Origin of the sequence: Enterobacter pseudoroggenkampii (assembly GCF_026420145.1) — a bacterium.
Lineage (GTDB): Bacteria > Pseudomonadota > Gammaproteobacteria > Enterobacterales > Enterobacteriaceae > Enterobacter > Enterobacter pseudoroggenkampii.
The window spans coordinates 1,383,062-1,399,345 of the sequence record NZ_JAPMLV010000001.1; the positions used below are offsets into that span (position 1 = coordinate 1,383,062).

The 16,284-nt window shown below is 58.3% G+C and carries 12 protein-coding genes; 3 read left to right on the forward strand and 9 right to left on the reverse strand.

Features of this window, described 5'->3' with window-relative positions; translation table 11 throughout:
* Window positions 1–75: 75 nt before the first annotated feature.
* Window positions 76–681, reverse strand: a complete 606-nt coding sequence (gene azoR / locus OTG14_RS06845) for an FMN-dependent NADH-azoreductase (RefSeq protein WP_008502313.1) — start codon at window positions 679–681, stop codon at window positions 76–78.
* A 205-nt stretch (window positions 682–886) separates the two neighbouring features.
* On the opposite strand from azoR, the gene hrpA reads away from it, so the two are divergent.
* Window positions 887–4,789 (forward strand): ATP-dependent RNA helicase HrpA, encoded by a 3,903-nt coding sequence (gene hrpA, locus OTG14_RS06850; protein WP_061715211.1) that lies wholly within the window; start codon window positions 887–889, stop codon window positions 4,787–4,789.
* 70 nt (window positions 4,790–4,859) lie between these two features.
* Here the strand turns inward: hrpA and OTG14_RS06855 are convergent, their stop codons facing one another.
* The 5 genes from OTG14_RS06855 to OTG14_RS06875 all read right to left on the reverse strand — a co-directional run bounded on the left by OTG14_RS06855 (window position 4,860) and on the right by OTG14_RS06875 (window position 11,215).
* Complete coding sequence (locus tag OTG14_RS06855; protein WP_061715210.1) at window positions 4,860–5,519, reverse strand: O-methyltransferase; 660 nt, start codon at window positions 5,517–5,519, stop codon at window positions 4,860–4,862.
* An 84-nt stretch (window positions 5,520–5,603) separates the two neighbouring features.
* Window positions 5,604–6,983 (reverse strand): efflux transporter outer membrane subunit, encoded by a 1,380-nt coding sequence (locus OTG14_RS06860; protein WP_267214789.1) that lies wholly within the window; start codon window positions 6,981–6,983, stop codon window positions 5,604–5,606.
* A complete protein-coding gene (locus OTG14_RS06865; RefSeq protein WP_048223106.1) occupies window positions 6,983–8,062 on the reverse strand; it encodes an HlyD family secretion protein in 1,080 nt (359 codons plus the stop codon). The genes OTG14_RS06860 and OTG14_RS06865 overlap by 1 nt, the downstream gene beginning before the upstream one ends.
* Window positions 8,063–8,084: 22 nt before the next feature.
* On the reverse strand, window positions 8,085–9,737 hold the full coding sequence (locus OTG14_RS06870) for an MFS transporter (protein ID WP_045910485.1): 1,653 nt from the start codon (window positions 9,735–9,737) through the stop codon (window positions 8,085–8,087).
* Between the two features lie 158 nt (window positions 9,738–9,895).
* On the reverse strand, window positions 9,896–11,215 hold the full coding sequence (locus OTG14_RS06875; RefSeq protein ID WP_090418188.1) for an MFS transporter: 1,320 nt from the start codon (window positions 11,213–11,215) through the stop codon (window positions 9,896–9,898).
* A 327-nt stretch (window positions 11,216–11,542) separates the two neighbouring features.
* On the opposite strand from OTG14_RS06875, the gene OTG14_RS06880 reads away from it, so the two are divergent.
* Window positions 11,543–12,337 (forward strand): YdcF family protein, encoded by a 795-nt coding sequence (locus OTG14_RS06880; protein WP_090417049.1) that lies wholly within the window; start codon window positions 11,543–11,545, stop codon window positions 12,335–12,337.
* Between the two features lie 62 nt (window positions 12,338–12,399).
* Here OTG14_RS06880 and gap read toward each other — a convergent pair whose 3' ends face one another.
* On the reverse strand, window positions 12,400–13,401 hold the full coding sequence (gene gap, locus OTG14_RS06885; RefSeq protein ID WP_024908382.1) for a type I glyceraldehyde-3-phosphate dehydrogenase: 1,002 nt from the start codon (window positions 13,399–13,401) through the stop codon (window positions 12,400–12,402).
* A gap of 189 nt (window positions 13,402–13,590) precedes the next feature.
* Here gap and cybB point away from each other — a divergent pair, with 189 nt between their 5' ends.
* Entirely contained in the window at window positions 13,591–14,121 is a 531-nt protein-coding gene (gene cybB / locus OTG14_RS06890) for a cytochrome b561 (RefSeq protein WP_061715205.1), read from the forward strand.
* Between the two features lie 90 nt (window positions 14,122–14,211).
* Here the strand turns inward: cybB and OTG14_RS06895 are convergent, their stop codons facing one another.
* Complete coding sequence (locus OTG14_RS06895) at window positions 14,212–15,279, reverse strand: oxidoreductase (protein ID WP_267214790.1); 1,068 nt, start codon at window positions 15,277–15,279, stop codon at window positions 14,212–14,214.
* 13 nt (window positions 15,280–15,292) lie between these two features.
* On the reverse strand, window positions 15,293–16,036 hold the full coding sequence (locus OTG14_RS06900) for a DeoR/GlpR family DNA-binding transcription regulator (protein ID WP_048990916.1): 744 nt from the start codon (window positions 16,034–16,036) through the stop codon (window positions 15,293–15,295).
* Between the last annotated feature and the right edge of the window lie 248 nt (window positions 16,037–16,284).

Consider the following 16,284-nt stretch of genomic DNA (forward strand, 5'->3'; position numbering starts at 1 on the left):
GGAGAGTGGGAGCGGATGATAACGAAAAGCGGGGAAAAGAAAAACCCTCCCACCGGGCGGTGAGAGGGTGAAGTCTTACGCTGCAACCAGGCTGTCGATGGCGGCTTTCGCGTCGGTTTGCGCTTTGGTCGCCACTTCCGGACCGTAAGCGATACCTTCCGCGAACACGAAGTTCACGTCAGTGATGCCGATGAAGCCCAGGAACAGGCTCAGGTACGGCGCAACCAGGTCGGTTGGGGTGTCTTTATGGATACCGCCACGGCTGGTCAGTACGATCGCACGCTTGCCTTTCACCAGACCTTCCGGGCCGTTCTCGGTGTAACGGAAGGTTACGCCAGCGCGAGCCACCAGGTCGAAGTAGTTCTTCAGCTGGGTTGGGATGTTGAAGTTGTACATTGGGGCGTTGATGACGATAACGTCATGCGCCTGCAGCTCAGCAATCAGCTCGTCGGACAGGGCCAGGGCTTCCTGCTGGCGTGGAGACAGCGGTGCATCGCTTGGGCGCAGCGCGCCAACCAGCTCGCCATCCAGCACAGGAATTGGGTTTGCAGCCAGGTCACGCACGGTGATTTCGTCAGCAGAATGCTGTTCACGCCACTGTTCAACGAAGTAATCAGACAGCTGACCAGACTGAGAGTACCCTGCCAGAATACTGGATTTCAAAACTAATACTTTGCTCATGGGTGATTCCTGTTGTTGCATTTGATTGAAGGGGGTTGCCCCGTTGCTTGTTGACACTCTATTCACAATCCTGCCACAGAGATAGCGCAATATATCGAAGCCTATGTTCGAATTTTTTGAATAAGGCGCCAAAGGCGTCAGTGTGGTACTCTATAGCAATCATGAAAAAGAGAGTTTATCAGGGCGTGTACTGCCCTTTAACGCTATGACAGAACAACAAAAATTCACCTTCCCGATGCTCCTGCAACAGCTCGATTCTCTGACGCTGCGCGACAAACAGCGCTTCGCCCGCCGTCTGCACGGCGTCAAGAAGGTTAAAAATCCTGATGCACAACAGGCCATTTACCAGGAGATGGCGAAAGAGATTGAACAGGCTGCAGGGAAAGTTGTGCTGCGCGAAGCCGCACGTCCGGCGATTACCTACCCGGAAAACCTGCCCGTCAGCCAGAAGAAACAGGACATTCTCGAGGCCGTACGCGACCACCAGGTGGTGATTGTCGCGGGGGAAACCGGTTCGGGGAAAACCACCCAGCTGCCGAAAATCTGTATGGAGCTGGGCCGCGGGATCAAAGGCCTGATTGGCCACACCCAGCCGCGTCGTCTGGCGGCGCGCACCGTTGCCAACCGTATTGCCGAAGAGCTGCAGACGGAGCCGGGCGGCTGCATCGGCTACAAGGTGCGCTTCAGCGACCACGTTAGCGATAACACCATGGTCAAGCTGATGACCGACGGTATTCTGCTGGCGGAAATCCAGCAGGATCGCCTGCTGATGCAGTACGACACCATCATCATTGACGAAGCGCACGAGCGTAGCCTGAACATTGATTTCCTGCTCGGCTACCTGAAAGAGCTGCTGCCGCGTCGCCCGGATCTGAAAGTTATCATCACCTCCGCGACCATCGACCCGGAGCGCTTCTCGAAGCACTTCAACAATGCGCCGATTATCGAAGTCTCTGGTCGTACCTATCCGGTCGAGGTGCGCTATCGCCCGATTGTGGAAGAGGCGGACGATACCGAGCGCGACCAGCTGCAGGCCATCTTCGATGCCGTCGACGAGCTGGGTAACGAAAGCGCGGGCGACATTCTGATCTTCATGAGCGGCGAGCGTGAAATTCGCGATACCGCCGATGCGCTCAGCAAGCGCGACCTGCGCCACACCGAGATCCTGCCGCTGTATGCCCGCCTGTCCAATAGCGAACAGAACCGCGTATTCCAGCCGCACAGCGGACGCCGCATCGTCCTGGCGACCAACGTGGCGGAAACCTCGCTGACCGTACCGGGCATTAAATATGTGATCGATCCGGGTACGGCGCGCATCAGCCGCTACAGCTACCGTACCAAGGTTCAGCGGCTGCCGATTGAGCCCGTTTCGCAGGCGTCTGCTAACCAGCGTAAGGGCCGCTGTGGCCGCGTGTCGGAAGGGATCTGTATTCGTCTCTATTCCGAAGACGATTTCCTGTCGCGTCCGGAATTTACCGACCCGGAAATTCTGCGCACCAACCTGGCGTCCGTTATCCTGCAGATGACCGCCCTGGGGCTGGGCGACATCGCGGCGTTTCCGTTCGTCGAAGCGCCGGATAAACGCAACATCCAGGACGGCGTGCGTCTGCTGGAAGAGCTCGGGGCGATCACCACCGACGAGCAGGCGACGGTCTACAAGCTGACACCGCTGGGCCGCCAGCTCAGCCAGCTGCCGGTCGACCCGCGTCTGGCACGCATGGTGCTGGAAGCGCAAAAGCACGGCTGCGTGCGCGAGGCGATGATCATTACCTCGGCGCTCTCCATTCAGGATCCGCGCGAGCGTCCGATGGACAAACAGCAGGCGTCAGACGAAAAGCACCGCCGCTTCCACGACAAAGAGTCCGATTTCCTCGCCTTTGTGAACCTGTGGAACTACCTCGGCGAGCAGCAGAAGGCGCTCTCCTCGAATCAGTTCCGCCGCCAGTGCCGCGTAGATTTCCTCAACTACCTGCGCGTGCGCGAGTGGCAGGATATCTACACCCAGCTGCGCCAGGTGGTGAAAGAGCTGGGTATTCCGGTCAACAGCGAACCGGCGGAGTACCGCGAAGTTCATATCGCGCTGCTGACCGGCCTGCTGTCCCACATTGGGATGAAGGACGCCGAGAAGCAGGAGTATACCGGCGCGCGTAACGCCCGTTTCTCAATCTTCCCCGGTTCCGGCTTGTTCAGGAAGCCGCCGAAATGGACCATGGTCGCGGAGCTGGTGGAAACCAGCCGCCTGTGGGGACGCATTGCCGCGCGTATCGATCCGGAATGGGTGGAGCCGGTGGCGCAGCATCTGCTGAAGCGCTCGTACAGTGAACCGCACTGGGAGCGCGCGCAGGGCGCGGTGATGGCGACCGAGAAAGTGACCGTTTACGGCCTGCCGGTGGTCGCCGCGCGTAAGGTCAACTACAGCCAGATCGATCCGGCGCTCAGTCGCGAGCTGTTTATCCGCCACGCGCTGGTGGAGGGCGACTGGCAGACGCGCCACGCCTTCTTCCGTGAAAACCTGAAGCTGCGCGCCGAAGTGGAGGAGCTGGAGCACAAGTCCCGCCGCCGTGACATTCTGGTGGACGATGAGGCGCTGTTTGAGTTTTACGACCAGCGCATCAGCCACGATGTGATTTCCGCCCGCCACTTCGACAGCTGGTGGAAGAAGGCCAGCAAAGAGACGCCGGACCTGCTCAACTTTGAAAAGAGCATGCTGATTAAAGAGGGCGCGGAGTCGGTCAGCAAACTCGACTACCCGAACTTCTGGCATCAGGGCAACCTCAAGCTGCGTCTGACCTATCAGTTTGAGCCGGGGGCAGACGCGGACGGCGTGACCGTCCACATTCCGCTGCCGCTGTTAAACCAGGTGGATGAGAGCGGGTTCGAGTGGCAAATCCCCGGCCTGCGCCGCGAGCTGGTGATTGCGCTGATCAAATCCCTGCCGAAACCGGTGCGCCGCAACTTTGTGCCTGCGCCAAACTACGCGGAAGCGTTTTTGGGCCGCGTCACGCCGCTGGAGCTGCCGCTGCTGGACGCGCTGGAGCGTGAGTTCCGCCGTATGACCGGAACGACCATCGACCGCGACGACTGGAACTGGGATCAGGTGCCCGATCACCTGAAAATCAGCTTCCGCGTGGTGGACGATAAAAATAAAAAGCTGCTGGAAGGGCGTTCCCTGAGCGAGCTGAAAGAGGCGCTGAAAGGCAAAGTCCAGGAGACGCTCTCTGCGGTGGCGGACGACGGCATCGAGCAGAGCGGGCTGCACATCTGGAGCTTTGGTCAGCTTCCGGAAAGCTACGAGCAGAAGCGCGGCAACTATAAGGTGAAAGCCTGGCCTGCGCTGGTGGACGAGCGCGACAGCGTGGCGATCAAACTGTTTGATAACCCGCAGGAACAGCAGCAGATGATGTGGCGCGGGCTGCGTCGTCTGCTGCTGCTCAACATCCCGTCGCCGATCAAGTATCTGCACGAGAAGCTGCCGAACAAAGCCAAGCTGGGGCTGTACTTTAACCCGTACGGCAAGGTGCTGGATCTGATTGACGACTGCATCTCCTGCGGCGTGGACAAGCTGATCCATGAGGCGGGCGGCCCGGTCTGGACGGAAGAGGGCTTTGCACAGCTTCATGAAAAGGTGCGCGCGGAGCTGAACGACACCGTGGTGGAGATTGCCAAACAGGTCGAGCAGATCCTCACCGCCGTGTTCAATATCAACAAGCGCCTGAAGGGGCGCGTGGATATGACCATGGCGCTGGGGCTCTCGGACGTGAAGGCGCAGATGGCGGGGCTGGTCTATCGCGGCTTTGTCACCGGCAACGGCTTTAAGCGCCTGGGCGATACGCTGCGCTATCTGCAGGCGATTGAAAAACGTCTGGAAAAAATGGCTATCGACCCGCACCGCGATCGCGCGCAGATGCTGAAAGTGGAAAGCGTGCAGCAGGCGTGGCAGCAGTGGCTCAACAAGCTGCCGCCAGCGCGCCGCGACGATGAAGACGTGCATGCGATCCGCTGGATGATTGAGGAGCTGCGCGTCAGCTTCTTTGCCCAGCAGCTCGGTACGCCGTATCCGATTTCGGACAAGCGTATTCTGCAGGCGATGGAGCAGATTTCCGGTTAAAACCCTTGCCCGGTTTTCGCCCTCTCCCTGTGGGAGAGGGCCGGGATGAGGGCATCAGCCCGCACAATTATCACCCGTTCACCATTGCCAGCGTAAACCCATCCCATCCCTTAACCCCCACCGTTTGCAGCGCGGTGGCGGTTAAGCGCGGGTTATCCCCAATCATCTCGATAAACCGCCGCACGCCCAGCACGCGCGCGTCGTCGCTTTGCCCGTTAATGACCTCGCCGTCGCGCACCACGTTATCGCCAATGATTACCGTGCCGGGACGGGAATAGTGCAGCGCCCACTCCAGATAGCCGGGATTGTTTGGCTTATCGGCATCGATAAAGATCAGGTCGAACGACGGAACCTCACCGAAATTCTCCAGCGAACTCAGGGCCGGGCCTTCAATTAATTCAATACGTTCGTCTAGCCCCGCGAGGTGAATATTCTGGCGGGCAACCCCGGCATGCGTCGGATTGGCCTCAAGCGTAATCAGCTTACCGTCCGGCGGCAGCGCACGCGCCATCCAGATTGAGCTGTAGGCACCCAGCGTCCCAATCTCAAGAATGCGTCTTGCCTGCGTCATGCGCACGAACAGTGCCAGCAGCTGCCCCTGATTGGCGGCGACATCGTGTTCGGGTAGCCCGGCGCGCTTGTTGTTTTCCAGAACCTGGCTCAGTACGTCATCGTCAGGAATAAGCGAAGAAATCATGAAATTATCAACTGCAGACCACTGTTGTTGCATAGATTGTCTCCTGAGGGGGAATCGCCGGGTGGCGGCTGCGCCTTACCCGGCCTACGTGACGAAATCCAGGCCCGTTAAGCGCCTTCAGACATTGACCCAGCCGCCGCCCAGCGCTTTATACAAATCAATCTGCGCCAGCAGCAGGTTATTTTTCACCTGCACCACGCTGGTCTGAACCGAGTACAGCGTGCGCTGCGCGTCCAGCACGTCAAGATAGGAGGAATAACCGTTGCGATAGCGATTCTGCGCAATGCGCAGCGTCTCCTGCGCCACATCCTGCTGGGCAAGCAGCTCCGTCAGCTGTTCCTGATAGCGACTTATCGCATCAAGGCTGTTGTTGACTTCGGCAAACGCGTTACGCACGGTTTTTTCATAGGCGTACAGCGCCTGGTTACGCTGGGACTGCGAAATGTCTACCTGCGCATTCAGCGCCTGGCGGTTCAGCAGCGGGGCGAGAATACTGCCCCCGACGCTCCAGAGCTGAAGCGGGTTGTCCAGCAGGCCGGATAGGGTGCGATCCTGAACCGATCCGCTGGCGGTCAGGTTGATCGACGGCAGCAGGCTGGCGCGCGACGCCGCGAGCGAGGCGTCAGCCGCCACCAGCTGGCGTTCGGCCTGGACGATATCCGGGCGGCGGTTCAGGAGCGCAGAAGGCAGCTGCGACGGCAGCGTCAGCGGCGTCAGTGCCGCGAAGCTTGCGCTGCGCGCCACGTCGCCGGGGTTGCTTCCCAGCAGCAGGCTCAGGGCATTCTCCTGCTGTGCAATCTGGTGCTGCAGCACGGGCACCTGCGCCCGTGTTGAGCGAAGCTCGGAATCCGACTGCATCAGCTCCAGGCGCGAGCTGTAGCCCGTCTCAAACTGACGCTTCGCAAGATTAAACGCCTCTTCGCGCGATTTCAGCGTGGATTCGGTCACGCGCAGCTGTTCGTCAAGCGAGAGCAGGGTGACGTAGCCGGATGCAACGGACGAGGCAACGGTCAAATCCGCGGCCGCGGCGGCGGCTTTTTGCGCCTCCAGCGAGGCTTCGGCGGCATTGGCCGTGCTGCGGTTGACGCCCCAGATATCCACGTCATAGCTCGCCGTCAGGCTCCCTCTGTACAGCGTGCCGTAGACCGGCAGCCCGGTCGCGGCGGATTGCGAACGGGCGCGCGTCCCCGTTACGCCCGCGTCAAGCGAAGGAAACAGGCTGCCGTCGGCCGCGAAGACCCGCGACTGATACTCGTTAATTCGTTCGCGGGCGATCAGCACGTCGCTGTTATTCTTAAGCGCCTGATCCACATAGCGGTTGAGGTTGTTATCATGGAAATTGCGCCACCAGAGCTGCTCCGCCGGGCTGGCAGGGCCGGCGTCAGCACGCCATTGGGTGGGGATGTGCAGCGTCGGCTGCGCCGGCTTGACGTCAACGGACTGGCATCCGGCCAGCATGACCGCCGCCACCAGCACGGCTATCGGGCGAAGGATCATTACTTCGCCTCCCGCGTATCAATGGTCACCTGTACCGACATACCCGGACGCAGTAGCGCGGAATCTTCTGGCTTACCGAGCACCTCAATGCGCACCGGAATACGCTGGGCAATTTTGACAAAGTTGCCGGTGGCGTTGTCCGGCGTGATGGCGCTGAACTCCACGCCGGTTGCCGGAGAGATGCTCTCCACGCGTCCCTGATACGCTTTGTTGTTCAGGGCATCAACGGTGAATTTCACCGGCTGACCGACGCGCAGCTCCGCGAGCTGGGTCTCTTTAATATTGGCAATGACCCAGTGCTGCGGCGGCACCAGGGTGGTGAGGTGCGTCCCGGCGGTCACGTAGGCCCCGAGACGCACGGCGATCTGGCCGAGCTGACCGTCACGCGGTGCCACAATGCGGGTGTTTTGCAGGTCAATCTGTGCCAGCTCCAGAGCGGCTTTGGCGTTTTCAACATCCGCCTCCAGCGCACCGCGATTGACAATCACCGTCTGCAGATCCTGACGCGACATCTCAAGCGCGGCTTTCGCCTGGTCAATGTCGGCACTGCCCTGAGCGGCACTGGCCAGCGCCGCGTCGCGTTCGCGAATGGAAAGCGAGCCGTCAGACGTCAGCTCTTTCACCCGCTTTAAATCCGCCTGGCTTTTCAGGCTCTGCGCGCGGGCATTTTTCAGCGCGGCGTCATTTTTGGCGATCGTTGCTTCGGCGCTTTTACGCTGCTGCAGGTTGTTATTCAGGGCGGCAATTTTCATCGCCAGCTGCGCCTCGGCCTGGTGCACGCGCTGACGGTAGATACGGTCATCAATCTGCAGCAGCAGGTCACCTTTTTTGACCTGCACAAAGTCCTGAACCTTCACCTCGGTGATATAGCCGTTCACCTGCGGGCTGATAAACGTCGTCTGGCCGCGCACGTAGGCGTTATCGGTAAACTGCGCGTGACGGGTGAACGGCGGCAGTTGCCACGCATAAAGGATCACCAGTACGCCGACGATACCGATGGCTGCGGCGGTGAAAACGGAAACAATGCGCACATTTTTGCGGGTGTTGGCCTGCTCTTTGGCGGCATCCTGCTGACTCATAAACTCTCCAGAACTCTTTCAATTATTTGTTGCCGGTGGCGTTCTTCAGCGCCAGACGGGCAGTGATGCGCAGGCGCAGCAAGCGCCATAAAATCCAGACCAGCGTGGCGGCAGCGATGCTCGCCGTCAGCAGATAAGTATCGTTGTAGGCCAGAATATTCGCCTCCAGCGCGGTCACCGTTTGCAGCTGCGTTATCGCCTGGGTGCCCAGCAGCGCGCTGTCGCCAATCAGGCTTTTGTACATTTGGGTATAAAGCTGAATTCGCTCGTTGACCAGCGGGTTGAGCGTGGTGAGCTGGTCCGCCAGCAGGCTGGAGTGGTACTTCTCGCGCCAGGTCTGGAAGGTGCCGAGGATCGCGGAGCCCAGCAGGCCACCGAGGTTCTGGCTCATGCCAAACATCACCGAGAAGCTGACCAGGTTACGCGGGTCGGCGATCACCCCGCCAATGGCGGCCAGCATAGCGGGCGCCAGGAAGAAGGCGCTGCCGAAGCCCAGCAGGAACTGGCTTACCATCAGCTGATCCGGACGGGTCAGGTTGTTGGACTGGCTGTCCAGCAGCGAGGCAACAATCATCAGCGCCAGAGACGTGATGATTGGCCACGCCAGTTTCGTTGGCTTGATGGTGAGACAGCTGGTGACAATCCCGCAGACGATCCCGGCGAAAATAGACCACGCCAGGTGCGTCATCTGCTCGTTCTGTAAGCCCACGTACTGCAGCCAGCCGATGACGCCGGTGTTTTGCTCGGCCAGCACGATACGGATCAGCAGCATAATCAGCCCCAGACGGACGATGCTGCCGCTCGACAGCCAGCGGGTGTTCAGCAGCGGGTTGCTGCGGTTATGTTCAAAGACGATGGCTGCGACAATCAGCACCAGCGATAGGGCCAGCGACCAGCCGATCCAAGGCGCTTCGAACCACCAGTCAAGGCGGCCTAAAGAGAGCACGGCGCAGAGGAGGGCCATCCCGGGGGCCATTAAAAAGAAGGTGATAAAGTCTTTTTTCTCGAAGACCTTGCGCCGGTCGCCCGGCGGCAGTTTTAAGGCGATTACGCAGGCCAGGGAGATCAGCGCCAGCCCCAGTTCGAAGAAATAGAGCCCGCGCCACTCGTCCAGCTGCAGCAGCTCGGTCGAAAACAGGCGGGCCAGCGGGATGGCGAGCGACGATCCGGTGATGCCGATGGTCAGCGCCTTCAGGCGGTGCTTCGCAGGCCAGGCCTGGATTTGATAGTAAATCCCCAGTGAGCTGAGCGCGGCGGCCACCATGCCGTGCGCGGCGCGAACCATCAGCGCCGAGCTGAGATCGTTTACGAAAAGATGGAAGAAGGTGACCAGCACGTACAGCACCAGAAAACCTTCCGTAAAGGCGCGCAAACCGTACTGCTGGCGGAATTTCACCAGCAGCAGGTTGATGGAGATGTTGGTCATCACATAGACCGCGGGCAGCCAGGCGATTTCGGTTGACCAGGCGCCGAAGGTTCCCTGCAAATTTTGCAGGTTGGCGGTCACCACCGCATTCCCCAGCGCCCCCGTCAGGCAGACCAGCAGGCCCACGACGCCGTAGGCAATGCGTTTTGGCGTACTGTGTTCGGGCGTGGAGGGCGAACCCAGCAGGGCGGGTTTCTCATGTGGCTGCCACTCGCGAGGAGCATAAGGGTCGCGTTCGGGCAGGCGCATAACGTCGTTTACCTTAGAAATGATTGAATAATTAGCGGGCTAGCGATTCTACGACTCCCGCAAATGATAATTCAAGTGAATATGATTTACGCATGTTAATCAAATGGTGAAGGGAAATTTAAGGAAAAAGAGCGGCCCGCAGGACGGGCCGGGAAGGGTCAGAGACGTTCGGGCTGCGCCTGGATGAGAGTGGCGCGCTTAACGCGGCTGGCGCAGAAAATCGCGATTAAAGAAATGGTCACCGTGACGGCAAGATACCAGGCCACCGGCACCCAGTCGCCGTCGTATTTTGCCAGCAGTCCGGTCGCAATCAGCGGCGCGGTACCGCCTGCCAGCGCGGCACCCAGCTGATAGCCTAGAGTAATGCCGGTGTAGCGCACGTTTGCACTAAAGATTTCAGAGCACAGCGTGCCCAGTACCGCGGTGACAGGGGCCCACAGCACGCCAAAGGCGATGATCGTCGCGAGCACGATACCCCATGTGGTGCCGGTATTGAGCAGCATAAACCACGGTACGATAAACAGGCCCAGCACGAAGACGCTGATCGCGTACATGCGCTGACGGCCTACCTTATCGGAGAGCAGCCCCATTAGCGGGATCATAATGGTCGCCACCAGCGCACCCAGCGTCACGGCTTCCAGCGCCTGCGATTTCTGATACGTCAGCGTGCTGGTGGCATAGCTCACCACGAAGGTCGAGAAGATGTAGAAGGGGGCGGTTTCAACCACCTTCAGACCGGCGGCAATCAACACTTCACGCCAGTGATGCTTCAGCGTATCGCGCAGCGGGGCCTTAGCCACCTGACCGGACGCTTTGACTCGCTTAAAATCGGGCGTTTCATCAATATCTTTGCGGATCCACAGGCCGAGCAACACCAGAACCGAGCTTAGCAGGAACGGGATGCGCCAGCCCCAGGAGAGGAAATCCGCCTCGCTGAACAGGGTCATCAGCGAAACGATAAAAGTTGCCATCAGCATACCGATGGTGACGCCCGCCTGCGGAATACTGCCGAAGAAGCCTTTACGTTTTTCTGGCGCATATTCATAGGCCAGCAGTAGCGCGCCGCCCCATTCACCGCCAATGCCCATCCCCTGAATGATACGCATCAGGATCAGCAGAGCGGGCGCCCACAGGCCAATCATCTCATACGTGGGCAGCAGGCCAATCATGACGGTTGCACCTCCCATCAAAGAGAGGGTCAACACGAGGGTTTTTTTACGTCCGATGCGGTCGCCAATGTGGGCGAAAAGTACCCCACCAATGGGGCGAATAAAGAAGGTTAAGGAGAAAGAGAGATAAGAGAGAATGAGTCCGATCACCGGATCGACCATCGGGAAAAAGATCTTATTGAAGACCAGCGCGGCCGCCGTACCGTAGAGAAAATAGTCAAACCATTCAATGGCGCTCCCGGTAAGGCTGGCGATTAACACCTTTTTATTTTTTCGTAATACCGTCGTCGTACTTTCATGTTCTGTCATGACCAGAAACCCCGCCACGTTGATGATGAGAGAGGTGTCACCTGGCGCGCTTCAGGTGCAACCTGTGATGATGAAAAAGGTTGTGAAATTGTTAAGCAACTTAGGGTTGGATGTTGCGTTTGGCAAGCGCAGGGGGGATAAAACTGGTCAGATCACGGTGAAATAAGCAGCGCTGGGTGCTTTTTCATGACGCCTGTACAATACAATGTTTTGTAAGGCTGGAAATCAAAAGCATAATAGGCAGGTGCAACCCGATGATTTTTGGATGTTTCTGGTTATTTCAGAAAAATGATAAATTCGGTGCTTCAACAACGTGAGGAGTTCACCATGGTTCAGCCCCATTTTCCCGTTCTGGCGAATGCCACGCTGGCGGCCATCAATACTGTCGGTGAATGGCTGGCGCAGGATGACCTGAGCGCGACGCGTCCGCTCCCGGAAGTCGATGCGGTGATTCTGGCAGGAAACGCGGTGATCCCAACCATTGACGCGGCCTGCCGGATGGCCTCTCAGCAAGACGTGCCGCTTCTGATTAGCGGCGGCATCGGGCATTCGACTAGCTTTTTATATACCGCGATTGGCAATCATCCGTGTTACCACACCGTACCGGTCACCGGGCGGGCTGAAGCGAGCATTCTTGCCGACATTGCGCGGGCGTTCTGGCAGATCCCCGAGGCGCAGCTGTGGGTTGAGGATCGCTCCACCAACTGCGGTGAAAACGCGCGCTTTAGCTGGAACATGCTGAAACAGCATCATCGAACGACCGGGCGGGTGCTGGTGGTGCAGGATCCGACGATGCAGCGCCGCACGATGGCGACATTTGCCCGCGTTTGTCGGGATGAGCCCGTTTCACCGCAGTGGCTCAGCCATCCGGGGTTTACGCCGACACTGCAAAACGGAAACGAGGGCGTGGAATTCAGCGAGGGCAACACCGGCCTGTGGCCCGTTGACCGTTACCTTTCACTGGTTATGGGGGAACTGCCGCGCCTGTATGATAACGCCAACGGCTATGGCCCGGCCGGGCGGGATTATATTGCTCACGTTGAATTCCCCGAGGCCGTCACCGCCGCATGGAAACAGCTGCAGCAGGATCCTGTCCTGAAGGGCGCACGTAAAATAATTTAGGCACGGAACAATCCCCTCGCCCCTTTGGGGAGAGGGTTAGGGTGAGGGGTGGGTGGGAAAAATCACAGCGCCGCAAACTTATCCAGCGTCCGCACCAGCTGCGTCACAAACCCATACTCGTTGTCATACCAGGCAACGGCTTTCACCAGTTGAAGGTCTCCCGCTTCTGACACCTCCGTCTGCGTGGCGTCAAACACTGAACCATAATGTGAACCAATCACATCTGACGACACGATCTCTTCATCGGTATACCCGAACGATTTATTGCCCTGCGTCGCCTTTTTCAGCGCGGCGTTGATCTCCTCAACGGTCACTTTCTTGCCCAGAATGGCCACCAGTTCGGTAACGGAGCCCGTTTTAACCGGCACGCGCTGCGCGTGGCCTTTCAGTTTGCCGCTGAGCGCAGGGATCACCAGACCAATGGCTTTGGCGGCGCCGGTGGTATGCGGAATGATATTCTCTGCCGCCGCCCGCGAGGCGCGAAGATCTTTCCCGCGCGGGCCATCCACCAGCGCCTGCGTGCCGGTATAAGCGTGAATGGTGGTCATGGTGCCCACTTTTATTTCAAACGCATCGTTCAGGGCTTTGGCCAGCGGGGCGAGGCAGTTGGTGGTGCAGGAGGCGACGGAGATGATGGTATCACCGGCGTCAATGGTGTCGTCGTTCACGCTGTAGACGATGGTTTTCATGTCACCCGCAGGGGCAGAGATCAGCACTTTCTTCGCGCCGGCGTCCAGGTGCGCCCGTGATTTCTCTTCAGAGGTATAAAAGCCGGTGCACTCCACGACGATATCCACACCGGCGGTTTTCCACGGAATGTGCTTCGCCTCTTTTTCGGCGTACACCGCAATGGTTTTACCATCAACAATCAGCGCATCCTCGGTGAAATCTACGCTCCACGGGAAGCCACCGTAGTTGGAATCATGCCTGAGCAGGTAGGCCAGTACTTTCGGGGAGGTGAGGTCGTTGATGGCGACGACGGTATTACTGTCCTGGGTTTCAAGAAGGCGACGCAGGACAAGGCGCCCAATGCGTCCAAAGCCGTTAATGCCAATTTTACTCATGGTGTTCTCCTGTAAACGTGTCGATGCGACAGTTTGAACTCATCCAGGCTTAGACCATCACGGGCAGGGCGGCAATTGAAGATGCTTCATGCGGGGGGAAGTATTTGAAAATCCATACAGAAAAGTTAATGAATTTTTAAGGAAAGGGGATTATGTTGGCGCGGTAACTGTTTATAATCGAGAAATCACATGCGCACTAAATATACAAGCCTGCAAATCGGCATCCACTGGCTGGTGTTTCTGTTAATTATCGTCGCCTACTGCGCCATGGAGTTCAAAGGTTTCTTCCCGCGCACCGCGCGTCCGGCGATCAATATGATCCACGTCTCATGCGGGATCGGTATTCTGGTGCTGATGGTGACGCGTCTGCTGGTTCGCCTGAAGTTCCGCTCGCCCCCGATTCAGCCGAAGCCAAAAGCGATGGTGACGGGGATGTCTCATCTGGGGCATCTGGTGGTGTATCTGCTGTTTATTGCGCTGCCGCTGATTGGGATTGTGATGATGTACAACCGGGGCAGCGACTGGTTTGCCTTTGGCCTGGCGATGCCGCATGCGGCGGAGTCCAATTTTGATCTGGTGGATACGCTGAAGGCGTGGCACGAGACGCTGGCAAACCTGGGCTATTTTGTGATTGGCCTGCACGCGGCGGCGGCGCTGATGCATCACTATTTCTGGAAAGATAATACTCTTCTGCGCATGATGCCGAAAAAGCGTTCGTAGTCTTCTCGCCCGGCGGCGCTTCGCTTGCACGGGCCTACAAACGGCTCTGAATCGTAGGCCGGGTAAGCGCAGCGCCACCCGGCTTGTTTTTTAACCCAGCAAAGCACGCTCTTCAGCCGTTAACGCCAGCGCCTGCGTTGACCCCGTCTCCGATGGCTTCACCGCCGCTTCCAGCACGGCCATGACCGCCAGCGCCTCAACAGGGTGGACAGGGTTGGTGATTTTCCCGCGTAACGCATCACGTACGTTGATGTAATACTGGCGCTGATCGCCTTTCGGGGTAGGGATCGTCTGTGGTGCACCGTCAGCCCCAAAGAACACCATACTGTCGCTGTCTTCGCCCCAGGTTTCACTGCCCGGGATCACCCCTGAGAGCAGCTGCGCTTCCTGCTGATCGATTCTGGCCTTCACCACGCTGCCTTTGTCCCCGTGAGCGGTAAAGCGCGCCGTACCGCCAGCCACCAGCATGCTGGCGTGCAGAATCACCTTATGCTCCGGGTAGTTTAAGACCACGTGCGCCCAGTCGTTAATTTCTGCGCCGTCGCGCAGCGTCGCGATATTCCCCTGAACCGACTGCGGCAGGCCAAAGAGCTGTAGCGTCTGGTCGATAAGATGTGGGCCCAGGTCAAACCACAAGCCGCTCCCGGGGACGTTCTGCTCGCGCCAGCGCACGCGCACTTCCGGGCGGAAGCGGTCAATATGCGACTCCAGGTGTTTAACCTTGCCGAGCGTGCCTTGCTCAATAATCTGCTTAATGCCGAGGAAATCGCTGTCCCAGCGGCGGTTATGGAAGACGGAGAGCAGCAGCTGCTTTTCGTCCGCCAGCGCAATCAGGTCGCGGGCTTCCTGCATGTCGAGGGTGAAAGGCTTATCCACGACCACGTGTTTACCCGAGTTCAGGGCCAGCGTCGCCAGCGGGGCGTGCGTGGCATTGGGGGAGGCAATCACCACCAGATCGATATCAGGATGCTGAATGGCCTCTTCCGGTGTCGCCACCACCTGTACGTCCGGCAGATCGCGTTTAACCTTCTCTTCATCACGAGAAGAGACCACTGCCAGCTTAATCCCGTCCACAGACTGGATCAGCGGGGCATGGAAGGTTTTACCGACAAATCCATACCCGATCAGCGCAATGTTGATTGTTTGAACGTTATTCATGACCTTCTCCACGTTAATTCGCGCACACCGTGACCTGCAGTGCGCTATGGTCCCCAAGCTCAGGCCAGGGACGATCTAAAAAGAGTTGTTGAATGCTGGATAACCCGGATACCAGATACGGCTCGCAGCGGTTAATTTTCAGGTGATCCGCGACAATCCAGTGCGCATGGCTGGCGTCGAGCATCGCGCGTTTCACCTCGGCATCCGCTTCTTTACCGGCGCTCAACCCCAGTTCGGCATGAATGGCGCATGCCCCGAGGATGGCGATATCTGCCCGATAGCGGGACAGTAAAGACAGCGTGGCGCTGCCGGCAAACAGGCGCTGCTTGTGGTCCCATTTTCCACCGAGCAGGATCAGCTCAACGTCTTCCCGGTCGCTAAAGTGCTGGGCGATATCCAGCGATGTGGTAATGACGGTGAGCGGCCCCTGAAGAAAGGTGGCGACGGCCATCACCGTGCTTCCGGCATCCAGAAACAGGGTGGAACCCGGTGGAACCCGCTGTGCGACCTGTTTACCCAGGCGCTGTTTGGTCTCTGGCAGCAGCGTATTGCGGCCCTGACGGTTCATGGCGGAGAGGTTGAGCGCGATGGCTCCGCCGTGGTTTTTCTGCGCAAGGCCCTGGTTTTCCAGGTCGGTCAGATCCCGACGGATAGTATCGGCTGAAACCTGCAGCTTTTCGGCCAGGTCGGTGATGCTGGCCTGGCCATGCTCGCTGAGGATATCCAGGACGTAGCGTTGACGAGCGGTTTTGTGCATGTGAGTACATTCCTGCAAAATGTCGCAATAGTTTGCATAATACAGCATTTTGACGCAGAGAGAAGAGGATTGTGGTCATGACGATGTACAGCGGTGTGATGATTCAGATAGGTGATTATTAAAATTTTATTAAGCAGGTATAAGGAAGCCGTTTTGAATGTTAATCACAATGTTATTGTTATGTTTTATTTAACGATTTGGGCTATGTAACCAACGTATTGTCATTGTGTGGTTTTAAATGCTGTTAA

Coding starts and splice junctions, on each gene's coding strand:
- azoR (WP_008502313.1), bottom strand. CDS start 681: ATGAGCAAAGTATTAGTTTTGAAATCCAGTATTCTGGCAGGGTACTCT.
- hrpA (WP_061715211.1), top strand. CDS start 887: ATGACAGAACAACAAAAATTCACCTTCCCGATGCTCCTGCAACAGCTC.
- OTG14_RS06855 (WP_061715210.1), bottom strand. CDS start 5,519: ATGCAACAACAGTGGTCTGCAGTTGATAATTTCATGATTTCTTCGCTT.
- OTG14_RS06860 (WP_267214789.1), bottom strand. CDS start 6,983: ATGATCCTTCGCCCGATAGCCGTGCTGGTGGCGGCGGTCATGCTGGCC.
- OTG14_RS06865 (WP_048223106.1), bottom strand. CDS start 8,062: ATGAGTCAGCAGGATGCCGCCAAAGAGCAGGCCAACACCCGCAAAAAT.
- OTG14_RS06870 (WP_045910485.1), bottom strand. CDS start 9,737: ATGCGCCTGCCCGAACGCGACCCTTATGCTCCTCGCGAGTGGCAGCCA.
- OTG14_RS06875 (WP_090418188.1), bottom strand. CDS start 11,215: ATGACAGAACATGAAAGTACGACGACGGTATTACGAAAAAATAAAAAG.
- OTG14_RS06880 (WP_090417049.1), top strand. CDS start 11,543: ATGGTTCAGCCCCATTTTCCCGTTCTGGCGAATGCCACGCTGGCGGCC.
- gap (WP_024908382.1), bottom strand. CDS start 13,401: ATGAGTAAAATTGGCATTAACGGCTTTGGACGCATTGGGCGCCTTGTC.
- cybB (WP_061715205.1), top strand. CDS start 13,591: ATGCGCACTAAATATACAAGCCTGCAAATCGGCATCCACTGGCTGGTG.
- OTG14_RS06895 (WP_267214790.1), bottom strand. CDS start 15,279: ATGAATAACGTTCAAACAATCAACATTGCGCTGATCGGGTATGGATTT.
- OTG14_RS06900 (WP_048990916.1), bottom strand. CDS start 16,036: ATGCACAAAACCGCTCGTCAACGCTACGTCCTGGATATCCTCAGCGAG.